Origin of the sequence: Phaeobacter inhibens DSM 16374 (assembly GCF_000473105.1) — a bacterium.
Lineage (GTDB): Bacteria > Pseudomonadota > Alphaproteobacteria > Rhodobacterales > Rhodobacteraceae > Phaeobacter > Phaeobacter inhibens.
The window spans coordinates 1,922,828-1,949,021 of the sequence record NZ_KI421498.1 but is presented as its reverse complement, the minus strand read 5'-3'; the positions used below and the strand labels follow the sequence as shown (position 1 = coordinate 1,949,021).

Below are 26,194 nucleotides of genomic sequence, written 5' to 3'. Positions count from 1 at the left end.
GATCGCTGGTTTTTCGGGACGGTGCAAGTCTGTCTATCGGAGTCAAAGCTCTGGTGCGGCCGGGGCTTCAAGCGCTGCCAGCCCGGCGAGTCGCATCAGATCTTCGGTCTCGCGTTGCAGCAATTTTTCCTGTGCCGCGCCTTTTACCGGGACCTTGCCGACCTCAAGCAGCAGGGGGGCTGCAAGGGGCGAGATCTGCGACAGGCGGTTGAGGGTGATGTTTCCGTTGATGCGCGTCAGCATCTCCTCAATACGGCCGAAGTCCACCAGACCGCCAAGCGCCTCCTGCCGTGTGATGTCCAGAAGCAGGTGATCGGGATCATATTTGCGCAATGTGTCGTAGAGGATGTCAGAGGAGAACGTCGCCTGACGGCCGCTCTTGCGCTGGCCGGGGGTGTTGCGTTCGATGAGGCCTGCGATATTGGCCACCGCGCGAAAGCTGCGTTTCATCACCGCGTTGTCCGCCAGCCAGCCATCGAGACCGGCGCGCAGTTTGTCCGGGTCGAACAGGGGGGCGGGGTCGTCAACCGGGCTGAGACCCCAGATCAGCGTGGCATAATCGGTGGCGACAAAGCCCAGCGGGTCGAGCGACAGCTCCTCCATGCGTTTGGTCAGCAACAGACCGAGGGTCTGCATCGCATTGCGCCCGGCAAAGCCGTAGATGCAAAGGTGTTCGCGGCCCCGGAAGGGGAAGCTTTCGAGCAGCAGCTGGCCCCGGCGGGGCAACTGCGAGACCTCGCGTTGCAAGGCCAGCCAATCAGCGGTGTGCGGTGGCAGATCGGGCCAGCTGTCGCGTTGCAAGATATCCAGAATGCGGGTGCTGAGCTGGGTCGAGGTGGCAAATTTGGTGCCGGAGAAGACTGCCACCTTGGGCGTCTTGCTGGCATTGCGACTGACCTCCACCGTCATTTCACGCAAGCTCTCATAGCGTACCACCTGCCCACCGATGAGAAAGGTATCTCCGGGGGTCAGAGTGGCGGCAAAGGCTTCCTCAATTTCCCCCAGCGGTTTGCCACCACGGCTGCGTTTGAGCCTGACTTTCAGGAGGTCGGCGTCCTGAATGGTGCCGATATTCATGCGGATACGGCGGGCGGCGCGGGGGTCCCGCAGCTGCCACAGCCCGTCGGGGCGCTGCAGCAGCCGTTGCCATTGGTCATAGACCCGTAGCGCGTAGCCGCCGGTGGCGCAGAAGTCGAGGCAGGCGTCGAACTCTGCGCGGGTGAGGCTGGCATAGGCGCCAGCGCCGGTGACCTCAGCAAACAGATCATGGGCAGCAAAGGGACCGGCGCACGCGTGGATCAGGATGTGCTGACACAGGACGTCGCGGGGGCCGGGGGAGCGTGGCGATCCGTCCAGCGTGCCTGCCTCAACCGCCTCAAGGGCGGCGCGGCATTCCACCACCTCAAACCGGTTGGCGGGCACCAGCAGCGCCTTGGAGGGGGCGTTGTAGCGGTGGTTGGCGCGTCCGATGCGCTGCACCAGTCGCTTGACGTTTTTTGGCGCGCCGATCTGGATCACCAGATCCACATCCCCCCAGTCGATGCCCAGATCAAGTGAGCCGGTGCAGACTACGGCGCGCAACTCTCCCCGAACCATTGCCGCCTCCACCCGGTCGCGCTGCACCCGATCAAGCGAGCCGTGGTGGATGCCAATCGGCAGCGCGTCATCATTGGCGAGCCAGAGATTGCGAAAGAAGATTTCGGCCTGGGCGCGGGTGTTGTGGAAGATCAGCGTGGTCCTGTGCGCTTTGATCTGTTCCAGCACGGCAGGGATGGCATGGGCGGCACCGCCACCGGCCCAGGGCGGGGCCGCGTCTGTGTGCAGCATCCGGATGTCGGGGGCGGGGCCGGGATCGGCCAGCACGATATCACAGGGGTCCGGGTGGCGGGCCAGATATTGCGCGATGGCGCCGGGGTCATCGACGGTGGCGGAAAGGCCGACCCGGCGCATGTCGGGGCAGATCGCTTGCAGCCGGGTCAGGGCGAGCATCAGTTGATCGCCGCGTTTGCTGTCGGCGAGGGCGTGGATTTCATCCAGCACCACCCGTTTCAGCCCCGCAAACATGCGCGGCGCGTCCTCGTAAGAGGTGAGCAGGGCAAGGCTTTCAGGTGTGGTGAGCAGGATGTGGGGGGGATCGGCGCGCTGGCTGCGCTTGCGGCTGGCGGGGGTGTCACCGGTGCGGTCATCAATGCGGATGGGCAGGCCGATGTCGTCAACCGGGGTGCCCAGGTTGCGTTTGATATCCGCCGCCAGCGCCTTCAGCGGCGAGACATAGAGCGTGTGCAGACCCTGGTGGTCGCCGGTGGCGAGATCAGCCAGCGTTGGCAGGAAACCAGCCATCGTTTTGCCACCACCGGTGGGGGCAATCAGCAATGTCGCCGGATCATCGGCGCGCGCCAGCATCTCTTGCTGGTGGGGATGAATGGTCCAGCCACGGGTGCTGAACCAATCCGTGATGACATCGGGAAGCCTGCTCATCCGACTTATGTAGGCGCGGTGGCAGAACTTTTCTAAAAGTTCTGGCCAAAGTTTTCAAAAAACTTTGGGGTGGCTCATTTGACGATGTGTTCGTCCTTCACGAACATATTGGCCCAGGCGCGGTCGATGAGGTCGGGAGACATCTGGTAGGGGATGCCTTCGAAATCGCAGATCGCCTTCATCTGGTCGATCAGGAACACCGGCTGATAATTGGCGTAGATATTGTCGATGGTCGGGTATTTGTGTTTGAGCAGGTGCACCAGCGCGGCCTCATCAAGCGGGATGCCTTTTTTCTGCGCGACCATGGCAAAGATCTTGAGGAAGTTTTCCTGATCGGGGCCGTCGATTTTGATCTTGAAGAAGATCCGGCGCAGGGCAGCCTGATCGAAGATTTCATTGGGGTGGAAGTTGGTGGAGAAAATCACCAGCGTGTCGAATGGCACTTCGAATTTCTCGCCCGATTGCAGGGAGAGGATATCGCGTCCCTCTTCCAGCGGCACGATCCAGCGGTTGACCAGCGCCTGCGGTGATTCCGCCTGTCGGCCAAGGTCATCGACGATGAAGATGCCGCCGGTGGATTTCAGCTGCAGCGGTGCCTGATAGGTGCGCGCGGTGGGGTTGTAGACCAGATCCAGCATCGACAGGGACAGCTCGCCGCCGGTGACAACCGTGGGGCGTTCACACATCACATAGCGGCTGTCAAAGCGGCGCGCGCGGCGCAGGCTGTTGGGGTCGTCCTCTGGTAGGGGCACGGCGGTGTGCACGATGGGATCATAGACCGTGATCACCTGACCTGCATATTCGATGGCGCGGGGCACATAGACATGGTCCCCCAGCGCGTCGCGGATGCCGTTGGAGATGGAGGATTTACCGTTGCCGGGTGGGCCATACATCAGGATGGAGCGACCGGCGCTGACGGCGGGGCCAAGGTGGTCCAGCAGGCTGTCGGGCAGCACCAGATGCCCCATCGCGCCCAAAAGCTGCTGACGGGTGACCAGAATATTGCGGATCGACTGGCGTTTGACCTGCTCGCGGTAGATGTCCAGCGGCACCGGCATGGCGCCGTAGTACTCCGACTGGCTGAGAGCATCCAGCGCGCGGGCCTTGCCTGCTTCGGTCAGCTGATAGCCCATTTCGTTGCCGCTGTTGGCGTTCAGTGTACCGGTGGCCTCCAGCAGTTTCTGTTCGCGGGCAATATCCACCAGTTCCTGTGTCACCGGGATCGGCAGGCAGATTGCGGCGGCGATTTCGCTGACGTTTTCGCAGGTCTTGCGAAAGATCGTTTTCAGCAGGATATCCCGCATCATCACCATGGGGAGCTGCATTTGCTCCAGCCCGCGCGGAGAGGGGGGCGCCATTACGGCGGAGGTTTCCATATTCATGCTGCGGCCTGCCTGTCTCGGTTGCACAAGGGCACGCCGGATGGCGCGCGGGTGTTCCAGGCAAGAGTTTATTCAGCACTGTGGCACAAGCGGGGCAAAGCTGGTGCATTTCCGCGAAGCGGCAGATCACATGTCACGCATTTTAGAAAATTGTCAGGCAGATCCGATCTGGTCTGAGACGTCTCAGACGGGGGCGGTCTGGCCCAGCTGGCTGCCCAGGACCAGATAGAATACCAAGGTGCCGCCAAGGCAGAGGCCCATCGGGAATTTGCTGCCGACATCCCAGCTCTTCCAATGGGGGGCGAGACGGCGCAGGGGCGTGTATTTGGCAATGCGATGCGTCAGGAAGCCAGCCAGCAGCATGGCGGAGAAAATCATCACCACCACAGACAGATCGCCAAAGACAACAAAGGGGGCTGCGGCCCCGGCAAATTTGGCGTCCCCCGCCCCGACCATACCCGCGCTGTAGCACAGGAAACCAAGGCCGATGCCGATGGGCAGATGCAGCAACTGCCAGCCATAGTCCGTCCAGCTCATCAGGAAGGGGCCAACAATGACAAAAATCGCACCGAGAAGATCCACGGTCCAGTTGGGGATTCGCATATGGCGCAGGTCATTGAGCGCGACCACACAGCAGAGGGGCACAACGAAGGGCAGAAACCACAGGGCGACATGGGCCGAGATCAACATGGACAGCAGGCTCCGGTGGTTAGCCGTTTTCCAGCGCAGCAAGCGCGCGGGCGGCGGCATCGAAATGCTGCGGATGGGTAGAGATCGCCTGACGCAGCAGGCTTTCGCCGGTCTGGACGTCGCCCTGTTTCACAGCTGATAGCGCCAGCGTGTGCAGCAGCTGGGCGCGTTCGCTCTGGTCCATCGGGATCACCGGCAGGGTGTAGTTGCGCTGTGCGCCACGGGCCAGCACCAGATTGTTCTTGGCGGTGAACAGTGATTGATCCTGACGGATGGCGTCGCCGAACAGGCGCTCGGCCTCGGCATAGTCACCACGGGTCAGTTTGGAGTAACCCCAGTTGTTCATCACGCGGGCGGGCTGCGTGGTGAGGCCAACGGCGGTCTGGTAAAAGCTGTCGGAGCGTTTCCAATTCTGCTCGGAATCGGCCACCATCGCCTCCAGCCGATAGCGTTTGAAGGTCTCGTGGGTGGGCGGCACCTTGTCGAGCGTAGCCTTGGCCTCGTCCCAATTGCTGGTGCGGATCAGCGCGTCGGCCAGTTCGACTCGGTCAGCATCGGTGGCCTCGGGGAGGGAGACGACCTTTTTCCAGGCGGTGACCGCCTCGGTGTTGCGCTTGGCGCGGATCAGCGAGAGCGCCAGTCCGCGGTTAAGGTCGATCCGCTCGGGCGCGGATTTCACCGTGCGCTGGAAATAGGTGACGGCCTCATTCGGGTCGGCAACCGTCAGCATCACATCGTTGAGATTGCTTTCATCGACGACGTTCACCTCCTGAAAGGCGCGGTCCACGGCTTCGGTGTCGTCCTTGGCGCAGGCCGACAGGACAAGCCCACCGACCAGACATGCGGATACGAAAATCTGCTGGCGCATTTTTTGCGTCCTCTGTGCTGCTCTGCCTCTAGGCCTTGCGTCACCGGGACGTGCGAATCAGGTAACTGCCCCCTCCGCGCTGCACCAATGCGTAGCCTTTTTGTTGCGGATCACTATGCGTGCTCTGGTCAAGTTTTGCGAGGGCAAGGCGGAAATTTTCGCGGATTGCGTCACTTTCGCCATTATCAAGCGCGAAGGCACGGCGCAGGATCTGCTCGGCCTCCGGGTATTTTTGCCGTTCCATCAGCACCACGCCGAGGTTGTTCATGGCGGCGGGCCAGTCGGGGTCACGCTCCACCGCGCGGCGCAGATGGGTTTCGGCCTGCCCCAGACGCCCCAGTCCCAGGTTGGCGGTGCCAAGGCCGGAGAGCACCTCGGCGCTGAGGCCGTCCTCTAGTGCGGCACGGGTGAAGGCGTCCAGCGCCAGCTCATATTCCGCCGCAGCCATCAGCCGATGTCCGACAATGAGGCCGCTTTCGGCGGTGCCACGGGGATCAACGCCGGGCAAGGCCGGGCCGCCCAGTGGATCCTTCGGGTCCGGTTTGCCACCCGGCGACATGCAAGCCGCCACCAACGCAAGCGCGAGGGTGGCGGTGATCAGCCGACAGAGACGGGACGGGATGGCCCAACCCAATGTCATCATGTGTTATTTGCTCATATTGCCCAGATTGGCGATGCCCTGCGCTGAAGGCCCGACCAGAATGATCAGCAGCGGCGGCACCGTAAGGGTCATTGTGGCAAGGGTCATTTTGGTTGGCAACTTGTTTGCGGCCTCTTCGGCGCGCATCACCCGTTTGTCCCGCATTTCGCCGGCGTAGACCCGCAGCGCCTCGGCAATTGAGGTGCCGAAGGTGGCCGATTGGATCATCACGGTCACAAAGGAGGACACATCCTGCACACCGCAGCGGGTGCCCATGTCGCGCATGACCTTGTCCTTGTCCTTACCGGCCTTCATTTCCTGGGCCACAATGTCGAATTCATCGGCTAGCGCCGGGTAGGAGGCATGGAGTTCCTTGGCCACGCGCACGATGGCCTGATCCAGCGACTGGCCAGCCTCGACGCAGACCAGCATCATGTCGAGCGCGTCGGGAAAACCGGAGGTGATCTCTTGCTTGCGCTCTTCGATGCGGCGGGTGATCCAGTATTTCGGCAGCATATAGGCGGCGGCACCGGGGCCGATGATGCGGATCACCATCTGCTGGCTGTCATACTCCATGTCCGCATTCAGCACGTAGACGTAGAACAGACCCAATGCGAGACCGATCAGCCCCAATGCGAACTGGGCGAAGTGGAAGAACCGAACCGAATCCTTGGACTGGTAGCCGGCCTGACGCAGCTTCAGCTCCATCTTGGAGAGTTCGGCGGCGTCCTGTGGTTCCAGAAAGGACGCGAATTTCTGCAGCTGTTCGTTGCGATCGGCCTGCCGCAGGCGTTCCTTCTTGGGTTTGGTCTGGGTGCTGGCAGACATGCTTTTCTGCAGCTTCTTCAGCGGGTCCTCTGGCTGGTTCAGCAGCAGAGGAATGGCCAGCAGGATCATGAAGAGGCCAATGAGGCCAATGACCAGAAGCGGGCCGAAGGGGCCGAGGTGTGTTACCAGCAGGTCATTGATATCGCTTAGGGATGTCATGGATTTTGCCTCACACCTTGATGTTTGTCAGCATGCGCATGACAAAGAGATTGACGGTCAGCATGGCGCCCACGACGAAACAGGCGGGGATGAACCAGGGATGGTCGATCACGCTGTCATAGTAGCCGGGGTCCTTGGCCAGAATGCCGCCCAGACAGAACAGCGGAAAGCCGGAGAGAAATTTTCCGGACCACTGCGCCTCGGCGGTGATGGCCTTCACGCGGCGGAACAGGCGGAAGCGGGCGCGGATCACCTTGGCCAGACCGGCCAGCACCTCGGCGAGGTTACCACCGGATTGCTGCTGGATGGTCACCGCGACGGCGAGAAAGCGCATGTCCTGCATGTCCAGCCGTTCGGCCATTTCCTTCAGCGCCTCGCCCACATCGCGGCCATAAGCGCTTTCGTCGGCGATGACGCCGAATTCGGTGGCCAGCGGGTCCTCAACCTCATTGGCGACGATCTGCACGGCAGAGGAGAAGGGATGGCCGACCCGCAGGGAGCGCACCATCAGTTCGACCGCATCGGGCAGCTGTTCTTCGATCATGGCCATGCGTTTGGCGGCTTTTTTGTTGACCCAAAAGAACACGGCGCCGACGCCGATGATCACCGAGGCCAGCAGACGCAGCGGCAGTTCGGCGCTGGTGCCAACGCTGAGGCCAACGAAGGCGATGGCCGCGACGCCGCCCATGATCAGGATCAGCTGACGTGGTGAGAAGGCAATGGCGGCCTTCTGCGCGCGTTCGGCCAGAAGAGAATAGAGCGGGATCGACTTGGCGCTCATGTGCTGGCGCATTTCCTTGCGCAGCTGTTCCAGCACCTGTTCGCGATTGCCGCCTTTGTCCATCATCTCCAGGCGGCGGTTGACGCGGCTGTTGAGGCTGATGGATTTGCCAAATGTCACCAGATAGAGACCTTCGACCAGCACCAAGACGCCGATGAAGATCAGACCATAGATGATTGGTTCTGCACTCAGTTGCATCAGCGCGCCTCCATCACGGTGGGTTCATAGATCGAGGACGGCAGGTCATAGCCCCAGAGGCGGAAGCGCTCGGAGTAGTGGCTGCGCACGCCGGTGGCGGTGAAATGGCCGATGATCTTGTTCTCAGGCGTGAGGCCCACGCGCTGGAACCGGAAGATTTCCTGCATGGAGATCACATCACCTTCCATGCCGGTGATTTCGGTGATGGAGGTCATGCGGCGGGAGCCGTCCTGTAGACGCGAGGCCTGCACGATGATGTTGACGGCCGATGCGATCTGGCTGCGCACCGCCTTGATCGGCATTTCGATGCCGGCCATGGCGATCATGTTTTCCAGGCGCGAGATGCCGTCGCGGGCGGAGTTGGCGTGGATCGTGGTCATGGACCCGTCGTGGCCGGTGTTCATCGCCTGCAACATGTCGATCACCTCCTCGCCGCGGGTCTCGCCCACGATGATCCGGTCCGGGCGCATCCGCAGGGCGTTTTTCAGACAGTCGCGGGGGGAAACCTCGCCGCGACCCTCGACGTTGGGCGGGCGGCTTTCCATCCGGCCCACATGGGTCTGTTGCAGCTGAAGTTCCGCCGTATCCTCGATGGTCAGGATGCGTTCGGCGTTGTCGATGAAGGACGATAGCGCGTTGAGCGTTGTGGTCTTACCAGAGCCGGTACCACCGGAGACGATGACATTCAGGCGCGTGGAAACCGCGGCCTGAAGATAGGCGGCCATCTCCTCGGTGAAGGCGCCGAAGCTGACCAGATCATCAATGCCCAGCTTGTCCTTCTTGAATTTACGGATCGACACCAGCGAGCCATCGACAGCAACCGGCGGCACCATCGCGTTGAAACGCGAGCCATCAGCAAGACGGGCGTCCACGTAGGGGTTGCTTTCATCGACACGGCGACCCACGGCGGAGACGATTTTGTCGATGATCCGCATCAGGTGCTTCTCATCCTTGAAGGTCACATCGCTGAGCTGGAGTTTGCCGTCACGTTCGACAAAGACCTGCTGCGGGCCGTTGACCAGAATATCGTTGACGGTGTCGTCCTGAAGCAGGGTTTCCAGCGGGCCGAGGCCGGTGACCTCGTCATAGAGTTCCTTGGTCAGGGTCTGGCGGTCCTCGCGGTTGAGAACGATGCCTTTTTCCTCAAGGATTTCGGTGGCGATAGAGGAAATCTCGGCGCGCAGCTCAGCTTCGCTGGCGCGTTCCAGCGCGGCGAGGTTGAGGTTGTCCAGAAGCTCGCGGTGGAGCTGGATCTTGATCTCGCCCATCCGCTCCTTGCGCTTGCGTTCCTTGTCCGCCGGGGCGGCCTCCGCAGCCGTACGGGCCATGGGTTTGCGCATGCTGGCGGCCGGGGCGGGGGCCTTTTGCGGCGCGGGCGCGGCCGCAGGGGCCGGCTGCGCGGCAGCGCGTGGTGTGGCAGACTGTTTTTTGTACTTGGAGAACATGGAAAGAACGCCCCTGGTTAAATCTGGGTTCAGGCCGCAGCTGCGTCGCTTTGACCGAGGTCATGCAACGATTGGGCCAGTTTCAGAATTTCCTTGCGCAGTGGGTTTTTGGCAGCTGAACTGGCCAGCGGATTGCCATGATCGGAGCTCTGCGCCACCTGCTTGCCGCCATCGGGCAATTGCAGGTCGATGGAAATGCCCAAGGATTCCGCCATGCGTTTCACACGGCTCTTGCCACTCAGGTCCGTGAATTTCGGAGCCCGGTTCAGCGCAAACCGCAGTTTTTCAAACGGCAGGTCCTCGGATTGCAGCGCCCGTTTCAGGCGCAGCGCGTTCTGCGCCGACCGCATGTCCAGCTCCACCATGGAGAAATAGACATGCGCCATATTGAGAATGGTTTCCGACCACTGCACCAGCGTGTGGGGCATGTCGATGACCACAAAATCGAAGTGACTGCGCGCCAGCGTGACCACCCGCTCGATATCTTCGGGGGTGATGAACTCCAGCGGGATCATATCCACCGGCGCGGTCAGCACCTGCAGCTTGTCCTCATAGGTGACCAGCGCCTGACCAAAGACATCTTCGTCGAGGTTTTCGGTGTCGCTGAGCATCTCCATCACCACTTCGCGGCGCGGCAGGTCGAGGTAGGTTGCGACCGAGCCATATTGTAGATCGAAGTCGAGGAGACAGACACGGGGTGTCTCGCTGGTGGAGAGCTGCGCCAGCTCCCAGGCGAGGTTGACGGCCAGTGTGGTCGAACCGCTGCCGCCGGCCAGACCGTGGCAGACGATGACGGCGCCATCGCGCTGACTTCCGGTTTTAAGCACGTGCTGGGGCTCGGCGGTGCGTTCGGCCTCTGCCAGGCGCAGGCGCTCAATGGCGGCTTGCAGTTCGCCTTCCGGCAGAGGGTAGGGGATGAATTCATCCGCGCCCTGACGCAGCAGGTTGTGCAGGGCGGCGGGGGTCACATCCTCGGCGATCAGGATCACCTTGATATTGCGGGTCTTTGCCTCGGTGATGATGGTGCCCATCAGCGGCAGGTTGTCCTCATCGCCGCTGTCCAGGGCGAGGGCGACAAATTCCAATGCTTCGGCTTCGCTTTGATTGAAGAAGGCCAGCGCCTCGGTGAAGCCCAGGTCGCCCCAGGATTCGCCCATTGTCGCTTCCATGTCTTCGATCAGCAGGTCGAAGTTCTGCACGTCCCGACTGATTGTACAGGCAACAATCGCATTCGCTTCTGTCTGCGGCATTCCGCTGCTCATCACCGTTATCCTTCTCTCGGGGCGTGTCACGCCATATTGGCCGGACTACGCTAGCACGCACATCCTAATGATGGACGCACATTACCTCTTGAGAACAATGTCGGTGAAGATCTGGGCGAGATTGGGGCCAAGGCCGCCCATTTCTGGGGTATTCTTAATGAGGGCTAAACAGGGTTAACTGTAGTTATCCCTGTTTAGCCACGCTTATTCGAGCGTTGTTTTGATTGAGCGTTCGCTGGTCAGCGAGGTCCGCGGTACGGCGCTTTCGATGTATTCGCGGTAGATGACCTGTGCGTATTTTCCATCCAAAACAGTGGGATGACGCTTTAGGAAGCCGCTGACCTCGGTCACGGTGCGTCGGTTGCGGCGTTCGCGGTCAGAGGTCGGAATCAGGGGCTGCGTCTCGCCGAAGGAGACGACGGCCTGCAGGCGGCTGCGGCTGATGCCGCGCGACACAAGATAGTTTACTGCCGCGCGGGCGCGGCGGAGGCCAAGTGATTTGTTGTAACTGGCAGAGCCGACGGCGTCGGTATGGCCAAAGACACGGAATCGCACCTCGGGGAACTGCCGGATCCAATGAGCCTGCTGATCCAGCACGGCACGGGCGTTGCCATCCAGCTGGGCGCTGTCAAAGGCAAAGGTGATGGTGGTCGGCACTTCCTCGGCAAAACGGGTCGCCAGCTGGATCGCGAAATCCCGTTCGCCCGCCATTACAGCTGCGTTGGAATTGGTGGCATTGCCAAAGACCGAGCGATCCAGCGGTTCGCCCGCCTCGTATTCACAGGCGGCCACTGTCAGGGACAGGCCAAAGAGTGCTGCATATCTGATCATCTGCCCCATATCCCTCTGCTTAATCCATCACATAGCCGTAAGAGCCGTTGAAGTCCTGCTTGGCAACTTCGCTGGCGGGGCCTTTTTGGCCCTTGGCAACCCGGCCCATCAGGAATAATTCGCTCTCGCTTGGGGGACGGATACGGTCGGTGGGCAGGCTTAGCGCCTCGCCGCGTGTCGGCGTCACCAAATGGGCGCTGACGATGATCACCAGTTCGGTCTGCGCGCGCTGGTAGTTGGCGCTGCGGAACAGCGAGCCCAGCACCGGCACATCGCCGATCCAGGGCAGCTGCGAGGAGCTGTCGCGGAATTCATCGCGGATCAGACCAGCGATTGCAAAGCTCTCACCATCTCGTAGCTCCACGGTGGTAGAGGTCTCGCGCCGCGAGAAAGCAGCGATGCTGAGGCCATTCAGTTCAATCGAATTGGTGGGGTCAATGGCCGAAACCGCAGCCTTCATTTCGAGATTGATAACATCGGCATCCACCACCCGTGGCACAAAGTTCAGTTCGATCCCGAAGGGTTTGAACTCAATTGTAATGATGCCGTCTTCCTGTGCGACGGGGATGGGATATTCGCCCCCGGCGAGGAATTTGGCCTCTTGGCCGGACAGGGCAGAGAGATTGGGTTCGGCCAGCGTGCGGACGACGCCCTTCTGTTCCAGCGCCTCCAGCAGGAGGTTCACCTGAAAGGCCCCGGCGTTGAAACCGAAGACAAAGGCACCGGTGTTGTCGTTGCCAGCAGGGATATTGCCGGACAGGCTGTTTGTCAGCGCGCCTTGGGTGTTGAGGGTGCTGGTGCCGCCATTGACGCCGACGCTGTTGCCGCCCTTCACGCCGAGCGAGGCGCTGAGGGATTTGGAAACGGTGCGCTGCATTTCGGCAAAGCGCACCTTCAGCATGACCTGCTGCACGCCGCCGACGGACATCAGGTTGCTGACCCGTTCGGGGGCGTAGCGTTCGGCCAGGTCCAATGCACGTTGCAGACGAGAGGAGCTGGACACAACACCGGACAGCACGATGCCGTCATTGGCGGTACGCACTTCAATCTTTTCGCCGGGCAGGATCTGCCGCAGACGTTCCTTGAATTCGCTGACATCGGCGGCCACGCGGACATCGACGTTGGTGATCAGGCGACCGGAGGCATCCAGCAGGGTCAGGGTGGTGAGACCCGGGGCCTTGCCCAGAACGTAGATCGTGCGATCCGACAGCGAGGAAATATCGGCGATACTGGGGTTGGCGATGCTGAGTTCAGAGAAGGGTACGTCGCTTTCGACCACCACCGCCCGATTCATCGGCACCTCAAGATTGGCGGCGGTGCCCTTTTTGACCACGCGCAAGCCATTCCCCCAGGCTGCATCTGCAACCGGGAAACACACCAGCGAAAGCCCCGTGAGGGCCGCCGCAACATACCGTCTAAAAGCCATGTGACCTGCCTTTCCGATCACGCCTCGATACTGGGTCTTTTTGCCCATTCTTTGCGCCACTCTGCGCGCATCGGCGAATTTTTGCAAGAATCAAAGGCTTCCGGGATGCAGCTACAGTGGGGGACCTGTGGAGTGTCGGCAACAATCACACAAAAACACCGCCCACTGAGGGACGGTGTTTGATAAGTTATCCATCTGAAACCTTTGCAGGAATGCGCGGTCGCGGCTCAGTTGGTGCAGGGAATCGGGATCTCGACCACCTCGGCGCCGCGACGGGTGCGGATGGTGCAAACCTTTTCCTGCTCAGCCTGTTGTGGCGCCTCGATGGCACCAAGTCCCAGCAGGCTGCGCTGATCCACCTCAATCACCGAGGCCACGGTATCATCGCCCGCGCCCACAAGCGACAGCGACAGCCGCCCGGTTGATTGCGCCTGCGCCAGCGCGGCCACCTGTTCGGGGCGTACGGCGGCAGTGACGGTACGCGCGATCACTGCGCCATCGAGATCGCCACCGGCGGTCTGATCAACGGCAATCAGTTCGATATTGGTCTGGATCAGACGGGTGAATTCGCCATTCCGCCCACCGTTCTGATCATTGAGCGAGCCAGTCCAGTAGACGTCGACATGGTCACCGGGGCGCAGAAAACCGGACACGCCGGAGGAGACGTCAACCCGGATTGCAAAGGCGCGCATGCCCTTGGACAGGCGCGAGGTGATGCCCGCGTCTTCACCGGGTTTGGTGACTTTGACCGCCAGAATCGCCTCATCCTTTTCCATGCGGCGCAGCACCACGCGATGATCATCGGGGTATTGCGGCGGGAACAGCGCATCCATGGTCAGGAAGGCGCCTTCGGGAATGGCGTTCTCGGGCCAGCGAACGGAGCGGATATGCTCCTTGGTCAGCCGTTCGCCGTATTTCAGTTGCGTGTTGGCGATAAAGATATCGACCAACGGAATGTTCTCTCCCCGCGAGGCGCGCTCACGGGCGAGTTCGTTTTGGTAAGCGGTGATATAGTTCTTGGCCATCATCACAGCCCCCCCGGCGAGGGCGACTCCGACAATGAGGACAAGTCCGAATACTGCACGCATGGTGGTACCTCTCATCAAGGGCTGCCGGCGTTGCGGATGCAACACCGGTGCCTGGGTCGGTCAAACCGTTGCCTGAACCGGGCGTTCTGTCCCAGTGCTGCCGCCGATGCCATTTGCCACCGGCGGACAAGACGCGTTGCTGCGTCCCGATCAGCTAAACGACCAATTGGTCATATAGGCTGCCAGCAGGTCGGCCAGTCCCAATGCGCCATCCTCCATAGAGGCGGCGATGAGCACAACCAACCCAACGATCGCAGCGGTCAGAACCACCCAGTCAACGGTGACTGCGCCGTCGTCTTTGGCAATGAATTGCTTGAACCTGTTCATACTGGACCTCGCTAACCGAAGGTTCCTTGGGCAAAGGGCCGCACCTTATGCAAAAGGCGCGGCCCTCAAACTCGTCAGGTCAAAAGCGACTTAGGAGTCGGACGGACCTTTGGTGCCCAGGTAGGAGCCGGTCGCGGATGTCAGGTTCGACGCGCCGTTTTCGATCGAGGTGTAAACAACACCTGCCAGAGCGGCCACAGCAGCGGTCAGAACAACCCAGTCAACGGTCACGGCGCCAGAGTCGTCTTTACGGAAGTTTTTGATGAATTTGATCATGGTTCGTCCCTCCAAAGGATCTAAAAGTGTGTTTCAACCTTGCCGTACGTTTGTGAGCCTGCTCTCTCCTGCTCGGCTCTGTTCGACTTGGTGTGAGGCTATATAGCCAGCGGAGCGTGGCAGGATTTGGGCTGAAACGCGGACTCATTTGCCCTACTTTAACTTTTCGCCAATGATCTATCTAAATACATGATTTCAAAAGATTATTAATTTTACTTCTTGTCAACATCCGTGGCTCTGGGGCGGCAGATCTTGGTAAATATGGCAAATCTGCCAGAATCTGGGGCGCAAAACTGGATTTTTGTCGGCGCTTCAGCGAGTCTCGGCGGCGAAAAACAGAGGCAGAGCAGCCCGATGAGTCTTTGGCGATCCATTTCTGGCCGTTTGGCCTGCCGTGCATTGGCGGAACCGCGCAGAAAACCCCGAGTCGACGGATGCGTCGCTGAGGGGCTGTGGTTGCGCAGTGGAGTGGCGGTGGTACTGGCCGTCTCCATCGCTGTCTGGGGCGGCGGTGCGGGAAAGAGCGGTGCGCAAGAAGCAAGCAAGGTGGCTCCGGCACCCTTCCCCAAATTTGAGGCAAAGCGGATACGCCCGCCCAAGCCCGGTGCCAAGCAGCGCATCACCATTCAGATCGAACCGTCTGTTGTCGCGCCCACGGCGCCCGTGTCGGGAGATGAGACCCCCGCGCCCGCGACGCAGACGGGGCGCTATACCGGGTTCTGGCAGAACATCTCTGACAAACTGGCGGACGGCGGTCCGGGACGGCTGGCCCAGGCGCTGCGGGCGCTGGATGGTGATACACCGGTGGCGGCGCCCCGCTTGCAGCTGTTGCAGGATATCGCAGGCGAGCGCGGGGTGCAGATCCTGACCGCCAGTGTGGGGACTGACGTCTCGCCCGCATTGGTGCTGGCGGTGATCGCGGTGGAATCGGCAGGCAAGGCCGAGGCCATCAGCGGCGCGGGCGCGCAAGGACTGATGCAGTTGATGCCGGACACGGCGGTACGGTTCGGGGTCAGTGACGCTCTGGACAGTGGCGAGAACATCGCGGGGGGCGTGAAATACCTCAACTGGCTGATGGGAGAGTTCAACCACGATCCGATTCTGGTGCTGGCAGGGTATAATGCAGGCGAAGGTTCGGTGCACAGCCACGCGGGTGTGCCGCCCTTTGCTGAGACGCGCGATTACGTGCCCAAGGTTCTGGCGGCGTTTCAGGTGGCGCGCGGTCTTTGTATGACACCACCGGAACTGATCACCGATGGCTGTGTCTTTCGCCAGATGAAATAGACGCAGGTCTAGGGGGCTGAGGCTCTCGCAGTTTTTAGGAAAATTGTCGCGATCTGACTGCCGGGATCATTTTTTCGCCCGATTTGGCTGATTTACGACGGGGGTATTCTACCTGAAGTAAATTATGGAGACAGGCATTGGAGTTAGGTATTGATCCGACGGCATTGGCTGCGGGGTCACATGCGGTGACTGACAATATTGTCATGTTCGGCACCATCGCATTTGTTGGTTTTTTCGGCCGACTGATCTTTGTGGCCTTTGGTCCGGGGCTGGCAAATGCCAATCCGCTCGGCAACTTTTCCGGCTATGGCCATATTCTGGTGGCGGTGGCGCTGTTTGCCGGTGCGCTGCATCTGTCGGGCAAAACCGTCAAGGCGCAGGTGCTGTTCAAGCGCCATCTTGTCGATCCGGTTGTTGTGACCGTGCTGGGACGCGACAGCTGCGATCTGGCCAGTGACAGCTATTGTGTGCTGGTGTTCGAGGCGGGCCGCGAGATGAGCGTCAACTGGTACGACAAACGCGTCTATATGTATGAGATCCTGAACCCGGCGGAATTGCCGTTGTGGTCCTCCTTGCGGCCACGGGGGCGACCAAATTTGCCGCCACAAGATCAGCTTGCCGGCGTGTAGAATGAAAAACGGCCCGTCAGATTATCTGGCGGGCCGTTTCAATTATGCGGTGCCTTACGGCGATCAGTTGACGATGGTCGCTTGTGTTGCCGCGCGCAGCTCATCCTCGGAGACGCCCTCGGCGGTCTCGACGATCTTCAGGCCGCCATCGACCACATCCAGCACGCCAAGATTGGTGATGATGCGATCCACAACGCCCTTGCCGGTCAGCGGCAGGGTGCAGTCTTTCAGCACCTTGCTGTCGCCGTGCTTGTTGGTGTGGTCCATGACCACAACCACACGTCCGACGCCTGCGACGAGATCCATCGCGCCACCCATGCCCTTCACCAGCTTGCCGGGGATCATCCAGTTTGCCAGATCACCGTTTTCGGCCACTTCCATCGCGCCGAGGATCGCCATGGCGATCTTGCCACCGCGGATCATCGCGAAGGATTGCGCGCTGTCGAAATAGGCGGTCTGCGGCAGTTCGGTGATGGTCTGCTTGCCGGCGTTGATCAGGTCTGCATCCTCCTCGCCCTCAATCGGGAAGGGGCCCATGCCCAGCATGCCGTTCTCAGATTGCAGCGTCACGTTGACGCCTTCGGGGATGTGGTTGCTGACCAGCGTCGGAATGCCGATGCCGAGGTTTACATACCAGCCGTCCTGCAGTTCCTGTGCCGCGCGGGCGGCCATTTGATTGCGGTCCCATGCCATGTCGCGGTCTCCTTACTGTGCTGCGGGGCGCGTGGTGCGCTGTTCGATGCGTTTCTCGTGATCGCCTTGAATGATGCGATGCACATATATGCCGGGCAGGTGGATGGAATCCGGATCGAGGCTGCCGACGGGGACGATTTCCTCAACTTCCGCAACGCAGATCTTGCCGCAGGTGGCGGCAGGCACGTTGAAATTGCGGGCGGTTTTGCGGAACACCAGATTGCCGGTCTCGTCCGCTTTCCAGGCCTTCACGATGGCAAGATCGGCAAAGATGCCCTCTTCCATGATGTAGTCTTCCATGGCGCCATCGGTCCCGGTGGGGAATTGCTTCTCCATCTTGCCCTCGGCAATCACGGTGCCGACGCCGGTCTTGGTGAAGAAGCCGGGAATACCTGCGCCACCGGCGCGCATACGCTCGGCCAATGTGCCTTGCGGGTTGAATTCCAGCTCCAGCTCACCGGACAGATACTGGCGCATGAACTCGGCGTTTTCCCCGACATAGGAGGAGATCATTTTCTTCACCTGCTTGGTCTGCAGCAGAATGCCGATACCGAAGTCATCGACGCCCGCGTTGTTGGAGGCAAAGGTGAGATCCTTGGTGCCTGCGTCCTTGATCGCGTCAAGCAGCAGTTCCGGAATACCGCAGAGCCCGAACCCGCCTGCGGCGATGAACATGCCATCGTGCAGCACACCGTCCAGCGCTTCGGCAGCGTTGGAATAAACCTTTTTCATATCCATCTCCCATGATCATCAGCCAGGTTGGCAAAGTTCTGACGCCCGCCGGGGGCAGAGTCAACGATACGGAGAAAGACAGGTATTTCTACGGACGGGGGCGCAGGGTGACGGATGGGGCGGCGCAGTGCGCCGCGTCAGCGGCGCCACGCCCAACGGGTCAAGGTCCCGTCGCGAGACGGGGCTGACCGGGCGGGAGTGCTTTGTTCAGGGGCGGGGCCAGAAGGCCCGGCGCGACGGTCACGGGTGTCAGATCAATACCGTCGCGACAGGTTTTAAGACTGCAAGCGGTCACCCCTCGTCGCTGCTGGTCTCCGCCTTCTTTTTGGCGGCGGGTTTCTTCGCTGCCGTCTTTTTCGCCGTGGTCTTTTTAGCGGCAGCTTTCTTTGCCGGGGCCTTCTTCTTGGCGCCGGATTTTCCAGCTTTCTCGGTGATCAGCTGCACGGCCATCTCGACTGTGACATCTTTGGGTTCGACATCCTTGGGCAGGGTGGCGTTCACCTTTTCCCATTTGACGTATGGCCCATAGCGCCCGTCCATGATGCTGATGGCACCGCCACTCTCGGGGTGATCACCCAGCTCTTTCAGCGCCTTGGCAGCGGCGCGACGGCCACGACCGGGGTTGGCGCGCTTCTCCGCCAGCATTTCCACCGCCCGGTTCATGCCGATCTCAAAGACGTCGAGTGTTTCCTTGAGGTTTACGTAAACCGGCTTTTCCTCGTCAGGCTTCTGATGCGCGATATAGGGGCCGAACCGACCGAGGTTGGCCTGGATCGCGCCGCCCTCAGGGTGCTGGCCGATCTCGCGGGGCAGGGTCAGCAGGGTGACGGCCTGTTCCAGGGTGACCTCATTCGGGCCCCAGCCCGGCAGGAAATCCTTGCCTTGTTTGGGCAGCGAGGAGCGCGGCGGTTTCTTGTTCTCGGGCGTGGCTTCACCGCGCTGCACATAGGGGCCGAAACGGCCGGATTTCAGGTGAATCTCATCGCCGTCATCCTCGCCCAGAATACGCTCATACCCTTCGGCGCCCTCCCCGGAGATCGGGCGGGTGTAGTTGCATTCGGGGTAGTTGCCGCAGCCGACAAACCCGCCGGTGCGCGAGGTTTTCAGATGCAGCTGACCAGCGCCGCATTTGGGGCAGACGCGGGGATCAACGCCATCTTCGCGCGGCGGATAGAGTTGCGGGGCCAGCGCGTCATCCAGCACATCCAGCACTTCGGTGATGCGCAGATCGGAGGTCTCCGAGATCGCGGCGGAGAAATCGCGCCAGAACCGGCTCAACAGATCCTTGTAGTCGCGATCACCTGCGCTGACGTCGTCCAGTTCACCTTCCAGATTGGCGGTAAACTCATACCCCACATAGGTGCGAAAGAAATTCAGCAGGAAGATGGTGACGATCCGGCCCTTGTCCTCAGGGAACAGGCGGTTCTTGTCCTTGCGGACATATTCGCGGTCCTGGATCGTGGTGATCACAGAGGCATAGGTGGAGGGGCGGCCGATGCCCAGCTCTTCCATGCGTTTGACCAATGTCGCTTCGGTAAAGCGGGGGGGTGGTTGGGTGTGGTGCTGCAGGCCCAAAACCGCCTTGTCATCTGACAGGATGGCGCCGCCAGTGTCGGCTTTCTCCGCCTGCGCCGCCAGTGACGCTGCGAATTTCAGCGACTCGCCCTGCATGATCTGCGGCAGGCGCTTGTCGTCATCGTCGACAACATCATCGCGGCCTTCTTCGTAGACACGCAGGAAGCCGTCGAACAACATCACCTGACCCGTGGCGCGCAGCACCACTTGGCCGTCGTTTGAGCCGATATCAACCGTGGTCCGCTCCAAACGGGCGCCTTCCATCTGGCAGGCGAGGGTCCGCTTCCAGATCAGATCATAAAGCTTGCGCTGGTCATCCTCGGAGACTTTCAGGCTCTTGGCGTCGCGGCTCATGTCGGTGGGGCGGATACATTCATGCGCCTCTTGTGCATTCTTGGCCTTGTTCTTGTAGATCCGGGGCGATCCCGGCACGTATTCGGCACCGTAGCGATTGGCGATTTCGGCGCGGGCTTCCTGCACGGCCTCTGGCGCCATGTCGATGCCATCGGTTCGCATATAGGTGATGTAGCCAGCCTCATAGAGCCGCTGTGCGGCGTTCATACACTGCTTCGCGCCCATGCCGAATTTGCGGCTGGCTTCCTGCTGCAGGGTTGAGGTCATGAAGGGCGCTGATGGATTGCGTGAGGCGGGTTTTGCCTCGACCGACTGCACGGTCAGGGTCCGGCTGGCAACGGCCTGCACTGCCAACTCGGCTGCCGTGGAATTGGCCAGCGCGTATTTGTCCAGCTTGTCACCGCCCAGAACCGTCAGACGGGCCTCGAACTCCTGTCCGCGCGGTGTCGCGAGGCTTGCCTTTACGGACCAGTATTCCTGAGGTTTGAAGGCCTCGATCTCCATCTCACGCTCAACAATCAGGCGCAGGCAGACCGACTGCACGCGACCGGCAGAGCGCGCACCGGGCAGTTTGCGCCAGAGCACGGGTGAGAGGTTGAAGCCGACCAGATAGTCCAGCGCGCGGCGGGCCAGATAGGCTTCCACCAGCGGCAGGTCAACCTGGCGCGGGTTCTTCATCGCCTCGGTGACGGCCTCCTTGGTGATCGCGTTGAAGGTCACGCGGGAGACAGCGGTGTCCTTCTTGATCGAGCGGCGCTTGGTCAGCGCCTCCTGCAGGTGCCAGCTGATCGCCTCGCCTTCGCGATCGGGGTCAGTCGCGAGGATCAGTGCATTGTCGTCTTTCAGCGCATCGGCGATGGCCTTGACGTGTTTGCGGCTGTCGGCGCCGACTTCCCAGGTCATTGCAAAATCATCGTCGGGTTCGACGGATCCGTTCTTGGCAGGCAGGTCGCGCACGTGTCCGTAAGAAGCCAGAACTGTGTAGTCTGAGCCAAGATATTTGTTGATTGTCTTGGCTTTAGCTGGGGATTCTACAACAACAACGGGCATAAATTCGTAAACCTCTGTGGGACGGGCTGCGGGCGTTCTATGGCGGGGCAACATGTGGGGTGCAAGGGGAGATTGTCAATCCGGCTTCGAATGACGATGCGCTGTGGCGTCAATCAGCGTTGGGATTTGGGCCCAGCTGCGCCCTTTGGGTCCGGATCGAAATCCCCCCGGATCAAGAGGCCACCTGCCGCGCGGGCGACTGCGCCGGAGAGTTCCAGATCGGTGAGCGCCGGTGCCAGATCGCGAGAGGGGATGGCCAGATCGCGGACCAGCTGATCCTCCGCCGTGGGGGCAGGGCCGAGCCGGTCGAGGATCAGCTGGTGCAGTGCTGCAGTGTCGCTCAGACTGCGCTGCTCCTTCGGTGGTGGCGGCAGTTCGGTGAGGCGGGCGCTGGCTGCGGCCTCCGGCGGTGGCACTGGGCGGTCGGAGAGTTCGGCCACCACGCGGTGCGACAGATCCATCGGTGGCAGCGCCTCAATCACGTCCTGTGCGTTGCGCACCAACTGGGCACCGTCGCGGATCAGCATATTGCAGCCCGCAGCACGGGCATCAAACGGGTGGCCGGGCACCGCCAGCACATCGCGACCCAGATCCAGCGCGTCGCGCGCGGTGATCAGCGAGCCGGATTTCGCGGCGCCTTCCACCACCACCACAGCCTGAGCGGCGCCGGCGATGATGCGGTTGCGGGCCGGAAAATGCCGCGCACGGGGGGACATGCCCATAGGGTGTTCGGAGATCATCACGCCCTGTTCGGCGATATCCCCGGCCAGCCGGGTGTTTTCGGTTGGGTAGACCACATCGACACCGCCGGCCATCACGGCACAGGTGCCGGTGCGCAGGGCGGCCATATGGGCGGCGGTGTCAATGCCGCGCGCCAGTCCTGAGATGATGCAGTACCCGGCCTCTCCCAGTTCCCGAGCCAAAGCGCGGGCCATGCGAACGCCAAGCGAGGACGCATTGCGGGCACCGACAATGGCGATGGTGGGTTGGTTGAGATGCGCGGGATCACCTACCGCCCACAGCAGGGGCGGGGCGTCGCGCAGCACGGCCAGATGAGACGGGTAGTCGGCCTCACCAAAGCACAAAAGCCGCGCATTGGCGGCTTCTGCGGCCTTGATTTCGGCCAGTGCCGCGTCGGCAGAGCATATTTCATACCCTTTAATGCCAGCGGCGCGCGCCATTTCAGGCAACGCGGATAGCGCGTTCTGCGCTGATCCATATTTCGCGAGGAGACGGTGAAACGTCACCGCGCCAACACGTCTTGAGCGCAAAAGACGGAGCCAGGAAATCCGAATATCTTCCGTGGTGGGTGGGAGTGGGGGGTGAGTGGAAGAATGTGCTTCTTCGGTCATCCTGCGCTCCGCCTTGTTGCAAGACTATGATTAGCTCTTGAGTGGTTAACAGGTGATGAACGTGGAGAATTAAAGGAAATATTTTAACAAACTCAATTCTAACTCATTCTGCCATAAGCGAAAAATCGCCTCCACTAAAGCGCGCGGCCAAAACTGCGCCACGCGCCCTGTCGTCTTGTGAGGTCTGGATACCGTCAAAACATCGAAAAATGCCGCCGAGTCGACAGTTTAGCGACACGGCGGCGATTCTTGTGGCGAGTCAGGCTGCGAGTCAGGCGAGTGGTCTGGCGATGATGCCGCTGCCCTCTCTCGCGCGGGGTTTAGGTGGCGGAGCCTCCAACGGTGAGCCCGCCCATCAGGACCGTGGGCTGGCCAACTCCAACCGGCACCCATTGGCCCTGTTTGCCGCAATTGCCCATGCCGGGGTCCAGCGCCATGTCATTGCCAAGCGCGCGGATCTTGTTCAGCGCCGTGGCACCATCACCAATTAATGTCGCGCCTTTGACCGGGGCGCCGACCTTACCATCCTTCACCCGGTAGGCCTCGGTGCAGGAGAACACAAATTTACCGTTGGTAATGTCGACCTGACCACCGCCAAAGCCGACAGCCCAGATGCCATCCTTGATGGAGGCGACCAGATCGTCGGGGTTGGCATCGCCACCCAGCATATAGGTGTTGGTCATCCGTGGCATTGGCGCGTGGGCGTAGCTTTGGCGACGTCCGTTGCCGGTGCTCTCCACGCCCATAAGGCGCGCGTTCTGACGGTCCTGCATGAAACCGACCAACTTGCCATCCTCAATCAGGGTGGTTTTCTGGCTGGGGGTGCCTTCGTCGTCCACGGTGATGGAGCCGCGCCGGTCGGCAAGAGTGCCGTCATCCAGCACCGTTACCCCCTTGGCGGCGATCTGCTGACCCATGAGGCCTGCGAAGGCGGAAGACCCCTTGCGGTTAAAATCGCCTTCCAGCCCATGGCCGATGGCCTCATGCAGGAGAATACCGGGCCAGCCGGGGCCAAGCACCACGTCCATTTCACCGGCGGGGGCAGGGACGGCCTCCAAGTTGACGCAGGCGACGCGCAGCGCTTCGCGGACCTTGTTCTGCCAATCGGCGGGATCCACCAGACCGTCCAACCCCACGCGCCCGCCGCCGCCGGCAGAGCCGCTCTCGCGGCGGCCGTCCTGTTCGACAATCACGGAGACATTGAGCCGGGTCATCGGACGCACATCGCGGACGCGGGTGCCATCGGCGCGTAGGATTTCCACCTCTTGAAGCGAAGCCGCCAGCATCGCGGAGACCTGCACCACCCGCGAGTCCTGGGCGCGGGCAAAGGCGTCGATCTCGCGCAGGGTCTCCACCTTTACGGCAAAGGGCATCGCGCCAATGGGATCGTCGTCGGTATAGAGGCGGGTGTTGGTGCGGGGCGGTGGCGGGGCCATGGTGCCACCGCCATCACCCACCGCCAAACGCGCGGTTTCAGCAGCACGCTTTAGCCCGGCGATAGAGACGTCGGTGGAATGGGCATAGCCAGCCACCTCGCCGTTGACTGCACGCAGGCCAAATCCTTCGGCGGCGTCATAGCTGGCGTTGCGCAGGCGGCCATCATCAAAAACCAGCGCCTCCGACTTGCGCCGCTCGACAAAGATCTCCCCATCATCGGCCCCCGCAAGGGCCGAACGCAGGACCCCCAGGGCCTCGTCCTCGGGCAGGGTGGTTTCAAACGGGCGGAAGGCTGCGGTATCCATGGTTTGACCTCGGTTTTTTTGATCTAAATCAAGAAAGCGACGCTTTGACGCGAGCATTCCTCTTTAACTGCACGATGGAATATGATTTTTAGCAGCGTCAAAGACAACGGGTCCGGCGCGTTTTGTGGAATCAAAGTTCCGACATAGGACGTCGGCGCAGGAACAACTCGATCAACCGATCAACTGATCAGGACATGACATGAAGAACGCTTTGATGCTTTCAGGCCTTTTCTCGGGCCTCTCGAGCCTTCCAGCTATGGCGCAAGAAGGTCTGGAAACCATTGGCAAGCCGGTTGACGGCGGCCTTGGCTTTCAGCCGGCAGCGACCGAGCTTGCCGAAGGCATCCATTCTCTGGACTACATGATTCTGGTGATCATCACCGCTGTCTGTGTATTTGTCGGGGGGCTGCTGCTCTATGCAATCGTGCGGTTTAACCGTCGCGCCAACCCCAATGCGTCACAGTTCACCCACAACACGCCGATTGAAATCGCATGGACCGTTGTGCCGATCCTGATCCTGGTCTTCATCGGGTCCTTCTCGCTGCCGGAGCTGTTCCGTCAGCAGGAAATCCCCGAGGGCGACATCACCATCAAGGTGACCGGCTACCAGTGGTACTGGGGCTATGAATATGTCGATCACGAATTCGGCTTTGAAAGCTTCATGCTGGCCAAGGAAGATCTGGCTGACAACGGCTATGCCGAAGACGAATATCTGCTGGCCACCGACACTGCCGTTGTTGTGCCCGTCGGCAAGACAGTTGTGATGCAGGTGACCGGTGCGGACGTGATCCACTCCTGGACCATCCCGGCGTTCGGCGTGAAACAGGATGCGGTTCCCGGCCGTCTGGCGGAGCTGTGGTTCAAGGCTGACAAGGAAGGCATCTACTTTGGTCAGTGTTCCGAACTCTGCGGCAAAGACCACGCCTACATGCCGATCACTGTAAAAGTGGTGAGCCAAGAGGCCTATGATGCCTGGCTGGAAGGCGCGATCGAAGAATACGCCGGTCTGCCCCAGTCTTATCAGGTCGCCTCCAACTGAGCGATACGATTGGCGCTTGCCTCCCGGCGGGTGCCACCTAGCTATCACGTGAAAACGGATCGGGCCGCGCAGTCGCTGCGCGCCCGCTTTCGCTAAGACAGATCACGACAAAAGAGAGCACCATGACTGACGCAAGCATCAACGCCAGCACCGTCCAGCAAGGGGACGCGGAGTTCGGGGATTACTTTGCCCTGCTCAAACCGCGTGTGATGTCCCTTGTGGTGTTCACGGCGCTGGTTGGTCTTCTGGCCGCGCCGGTTGGCGTGCACCCTGTCATCGGTTTCAGCGCCATCCTGTTCATTGCCATCGGTGGCGGTGCCTCCGGCGCGCTGAACATGTGGTGGGACGCGGATATCGATCAGGTGATGAAACGCACCAAGAGCCGCCCGATCCCTGCGGGCAAGGTCGAACCGGGCGAGGCGCTGTCGCTGGGGCTGGCGCTGTCGGGCCTGTCGGTGATCATGCTTGCGCTGGCGACCAATGTGTTTGCCGGGGCGTTTCTGGCCTTCACCATCTTTTTCTATGTGGTGATCTACACCATGTGGCTGAAACGCGCGACGCCGCAGAACATCGTCATTGGCGGTGCCGCAGGTGCCTTCCCGCCGGTGATCGGCTGGATTGCGGCGACCGGCTCCATGGCGGTTGAACCCTGGCTGATGTTTGCCCTGACGTTTATGTGGACACCGCCGCATTTCTGGGCGCTGGCGCTGTTCATGCGCTCGGATTACGACGATGCGGGCGTGCCGATGCTGACCGTGACCCATGGTCGCCGGTCGACCCGTAAACATATTCTGATCTACACCGCCCTGCTGGCGCTGCTGGCGGTTGGTACCGCGTTCTCTGGCGTGGGTGGTCCGATCTATCTGGTGGTGGCGCTGGTGCTGAACGCGCTGTTCTTGCATGGCGCATGGAAGATTTCGCGCCGCGATGAAGACGACAGCGAGGCCGACAACTTCAAGGTTGAGCGCAGTTTCTTCAAGCTGTCGCTGCTGTATCTCTTCCTGCATTTTGGCGCGATCCTGGCCGAGGCGGTTCTGAAACCCTACGGATTGGGAGGCTGGTAAT

General features: G+C 61.0%; 23 protein-coding genes. 4 read left to right on the top strand and 19 right to left on the bottom strand.

All coding sequences use genetic code 11. The features are described from left to right. Positions 1-42 precede the first annotated feature (42 nt). From INHI_RS0113125 to INHI_RS0113060, 14 genes are all read right to left on the bottom strand, one after another. Complete coding sequence (locus tag INHI_RS0113125) at positions 43-2,478, bottom strand: ligase-associated DNA damage response DEXH box helicase (protein WP_027247931.1); 2,436 nt, start codon at positions 2,476-2,478, stop codon at positions 43-45. Positions 2,479-2,552: 74 nt separating this feature from the next. After that, positions 2,553-3,860, bottom strand: a complete 1,308-nt coding sequence (locus INHI_RS0113120) for a DUF8689 domain-containing protein (protein WP_014879249.1) — start codon at positions 3,858-3,860, stop codon at positions 2,553-2,555. A 183-nt stretch (positions 3,861-4,043) separates the two neighbouring features. Next, entirely contained in the window at positions 4,044-4,550 is a 507-nt protein-coding gene (locus tag INHI_RS0113115) for an A24 family peptidase (RefSeq protein ID WP_014873703.1), read from the bottom strand. 19 nt (positions 4,551-4,569) lie between these two features. Then, on the bottom strand, positions 4,570-5,418 hold the full coding sequence (locus tag INHI_RS0113110; protein ID WP_027247930.1) for a tetratricopeptide repeat protein: 849 nt from the start codon (positions 5,416-5,418) through the stop codon (positions 4,570-4,572). A gap of 40 nt (positions 5,419-5,458) precedes the next feature. Next, complete coding sequence (locus tag INHI_RS0113105) at positions 5,459-6,061, bottom strand: tetratricopeptide repeat protein (protein ID WP_014873705.1); 603 nt, start codon at positions 6,059-6,061, stop codon at positions 5,459-5,461. A gap of 3 nt (positions 6,062-6,064) precedes the next feature. Then, on the bottom strand, positions 6,065-7,045 hold the full coding sequence (locus tag INHI_RS0113100; RefSeq protein WP_027247929.1) for a type II secretion system F family protein: 981 nt from the start codon (positions 7,043-7,045) through the stop codon (positions 6,065-6,067). 10 nt (positions 7,046-7,055) lie between these two features. Continuing rightward, entirely contained in the window at positions 7,056-8,024 is a 969-nt protein-coding gene (locus tag INHI_RS0113095) for a type II secretion system F family protein (RefSeq protein WP_014873707.1), read from the bottom strand. Continuing rightward, on the bottom strand, positions 8,024-9,469 hold the full coding sequence (locus INHI_RS0113090) for a TadA family conjugal transfer-associated ATPase (RefSeq protein WP_014879253.1): 1,446 nt from the start codon (positions 9,467-9,469) through the stop codon (positions 8,024-8,026). The genes INHI_RS0113095 and INHI_RS0113090 overlap by 1 nt, the downstream gene beginning before the upstream one ends. 29 nt (positions 9,470-9,498) lie before the next feature. Next, complete coding sequence (locus INHI_RS0113085; protein WP_014873709.1) at positions 9,499-10,731, bottom strand: CpaE/TadZ family protein; 1,233 nt, start codon at positions 10,729-10,731, stop codon at positions 9,499-9,501. Between the two features lie 204 nt (positions 10,732-10,935). Then, the gene (locus INHI_RS0113080; protein ID WP_027247928.1) at positions 10,936-11,562 is read right to left on the bottom strand and encodes an OmpA family protein; all 627 of its coding nucleotides are present in this window, start codon (positions 11,560-11,562) and stop codon (positions 10,936-10,938) included. Positions 11,563-11,581: 19 nt separating this feature from the next. After that, complete coding sequence (locus INHI_RS0113075) at positions 11,582-12,988, bottom strand: type II and III secretion system protein family protein (RefSeq protein ID WP_036767325.1); 1,407 nt, start codon at positions 12,986-12,988, stop codon at positions 11,582-11,584. A gap of 227 nt (positions 12,989-13,215) precedes the next feature. Beyond that, positions 13,216-14,076, bottom strand: coding sequence for a Flp pilus assembly protein CpaB (cpaB, locus tag INHI_RS0113070; protein ID WP_027247926.1), 861 nt, complete (start codon positions 14,074-14,076; stop codon positions 13,216-13,218). 150 nt (positions 14,077-14,226) lie between these two features. Then, positions 14,227-14,403: a hypothetical protein gene (locus INHI_RS21225; protein ID WP_014873713.1), complete on the bottom strand. Its 177-nt coding sequence runs from the start codon at positions 14,401-14,403 to the stop codon at positions 14,227-14,229. Positions 14,404-14,493: 90 nt separating this feature from the next. Then, on the bottom strand, positions 14,494-14,679 hold the full coding sequence (locus tag INHI_RS0113060) for a hypothetical protein (protein ID WP_014873714.1): 186 nt from the start codon (positions 14,677-14,679) through the stop codon (positions 14,494-14,496). Between the two features lie 354 nt (positions 14,680-15,033). On the opposite strand from INHI_RS0113060, the gene INHI_RS0113055 reads away from it, so the two are divergent. Both INHI_RS0113055 and INHI_RS0113050 read left to right on the top strand, forming a co-directional pair. After that, positions 15,034-15,963 (top strand): lytic transglycosylase domain-containing protein, encoded by a 930-nt coding sequence (locus INHI_RS0113055; protein WP_027247925.1) that lies wholly within the window; start codon positions 15,034-15,036, stop codon positions 15,961-15,963. Positions 15,964-16,100: 137 nt separating this feature from the next. Next, on the top strand, positions 16,101-16,592 hold the full coding sequence (locus INHI_RS0113050) for a hypothetical protein (RefSeq protein ID WP_027247924.1): 492 nt from the start codon (positions 16,101-16,103) through the stop codon (positions 16,590-16,592). A gap of 63 nt (positions 16,593-16,655) precedes the next feature. Here INHI_RS0113050 and INHI_RS0113045 read toward each other — a convergent pair whose 3' ends face one another. From INHI_RS0113045 to tldD, 5 genes are all read right to left on the bottom strand, one after another. Continuing rightward, entirely contained in the window at positions 16,656-17,285 is a 630-nt protein-coding gene (locus INHI_RS0113045; RefSeq protein WP_027247923.1) for a 3-oxoacid CoA-transferase subunit B, read from the bottom strand. Between the two features lie 12 nt (positions 17,286-17,297). Then, complete coding sequence (locus INHI_RS0113040; RefSeq protein WP_014873718.1) at positions 17,298-18,017, bottom strand: CoA transferase subunit A; 720 nt, start codon at positions 18,015-18,017, stop codon at positions 17,298-17,300. Between the two features lie 291 nt (positions 18,018-18,308). After that, positions 18,309-20,996, bottom strand: coding sequence for a type I DNA topoisomerase (topA, locus tag INHI_RS0113035; protein ID WP_027247922.1), 2,688 nt, complete (start codon positions 20,994-20,996; stop codon positions 18,309-18,311). A gap of 113 nt (positions 20,997-21,109) precedes the next feature. Next, entirely contained in the window at positions 21,110-22,348 is a 1,239-nt protein-coding gene (gene dprA / locus INHI_RS20550; protein WP_036767070.1) for a DNA-processing protein DprA, read from the bottom strand. Between the two features lie 320 nt (positions 22,349-22,668). Beyond that, positions 22,669-24,090: a metalloprotease TldD gene (tldD, locus tag INHI_RS0113025; protein WP_027247921.1), complete on the bottom strand. Its 1,422-nt coding sequence runs from the start codon at positions 24,088-24,090 to the stop codon at positions 22,669-22,671. A gap of 199 nt (positions 24,091-24,289) precedes the next feature. Here tldD and coxB point away from each other — a divergent pair, with 199 nt between their 5' ends. Then, on the top strand, positions 24,290-25,129 hold the full coding sequence (coxB, locus tag INHI_RS0113020; protein WP_014873722.1) for a cytochrome c oxidase subunit II: 840 nt from the start codon (positions 24,290-24,292) through the stop codon (positions 25,127-25,129). 122 nt (positions 25,130-25,251) lie between these two features. Continuing rightward, positions 25,252-26,193 (top strand): heme o synthase, encoded by a 942-nt coding sequence (gene cyoE, locus INHI_RS0113015; protein ID WP_014873723.1) that lies wholly within the window; start codon positions 25,252-25,254, stop codon positions 26,191-26,193. Position 26,194 lies beyond the last annotated feature (1 nt).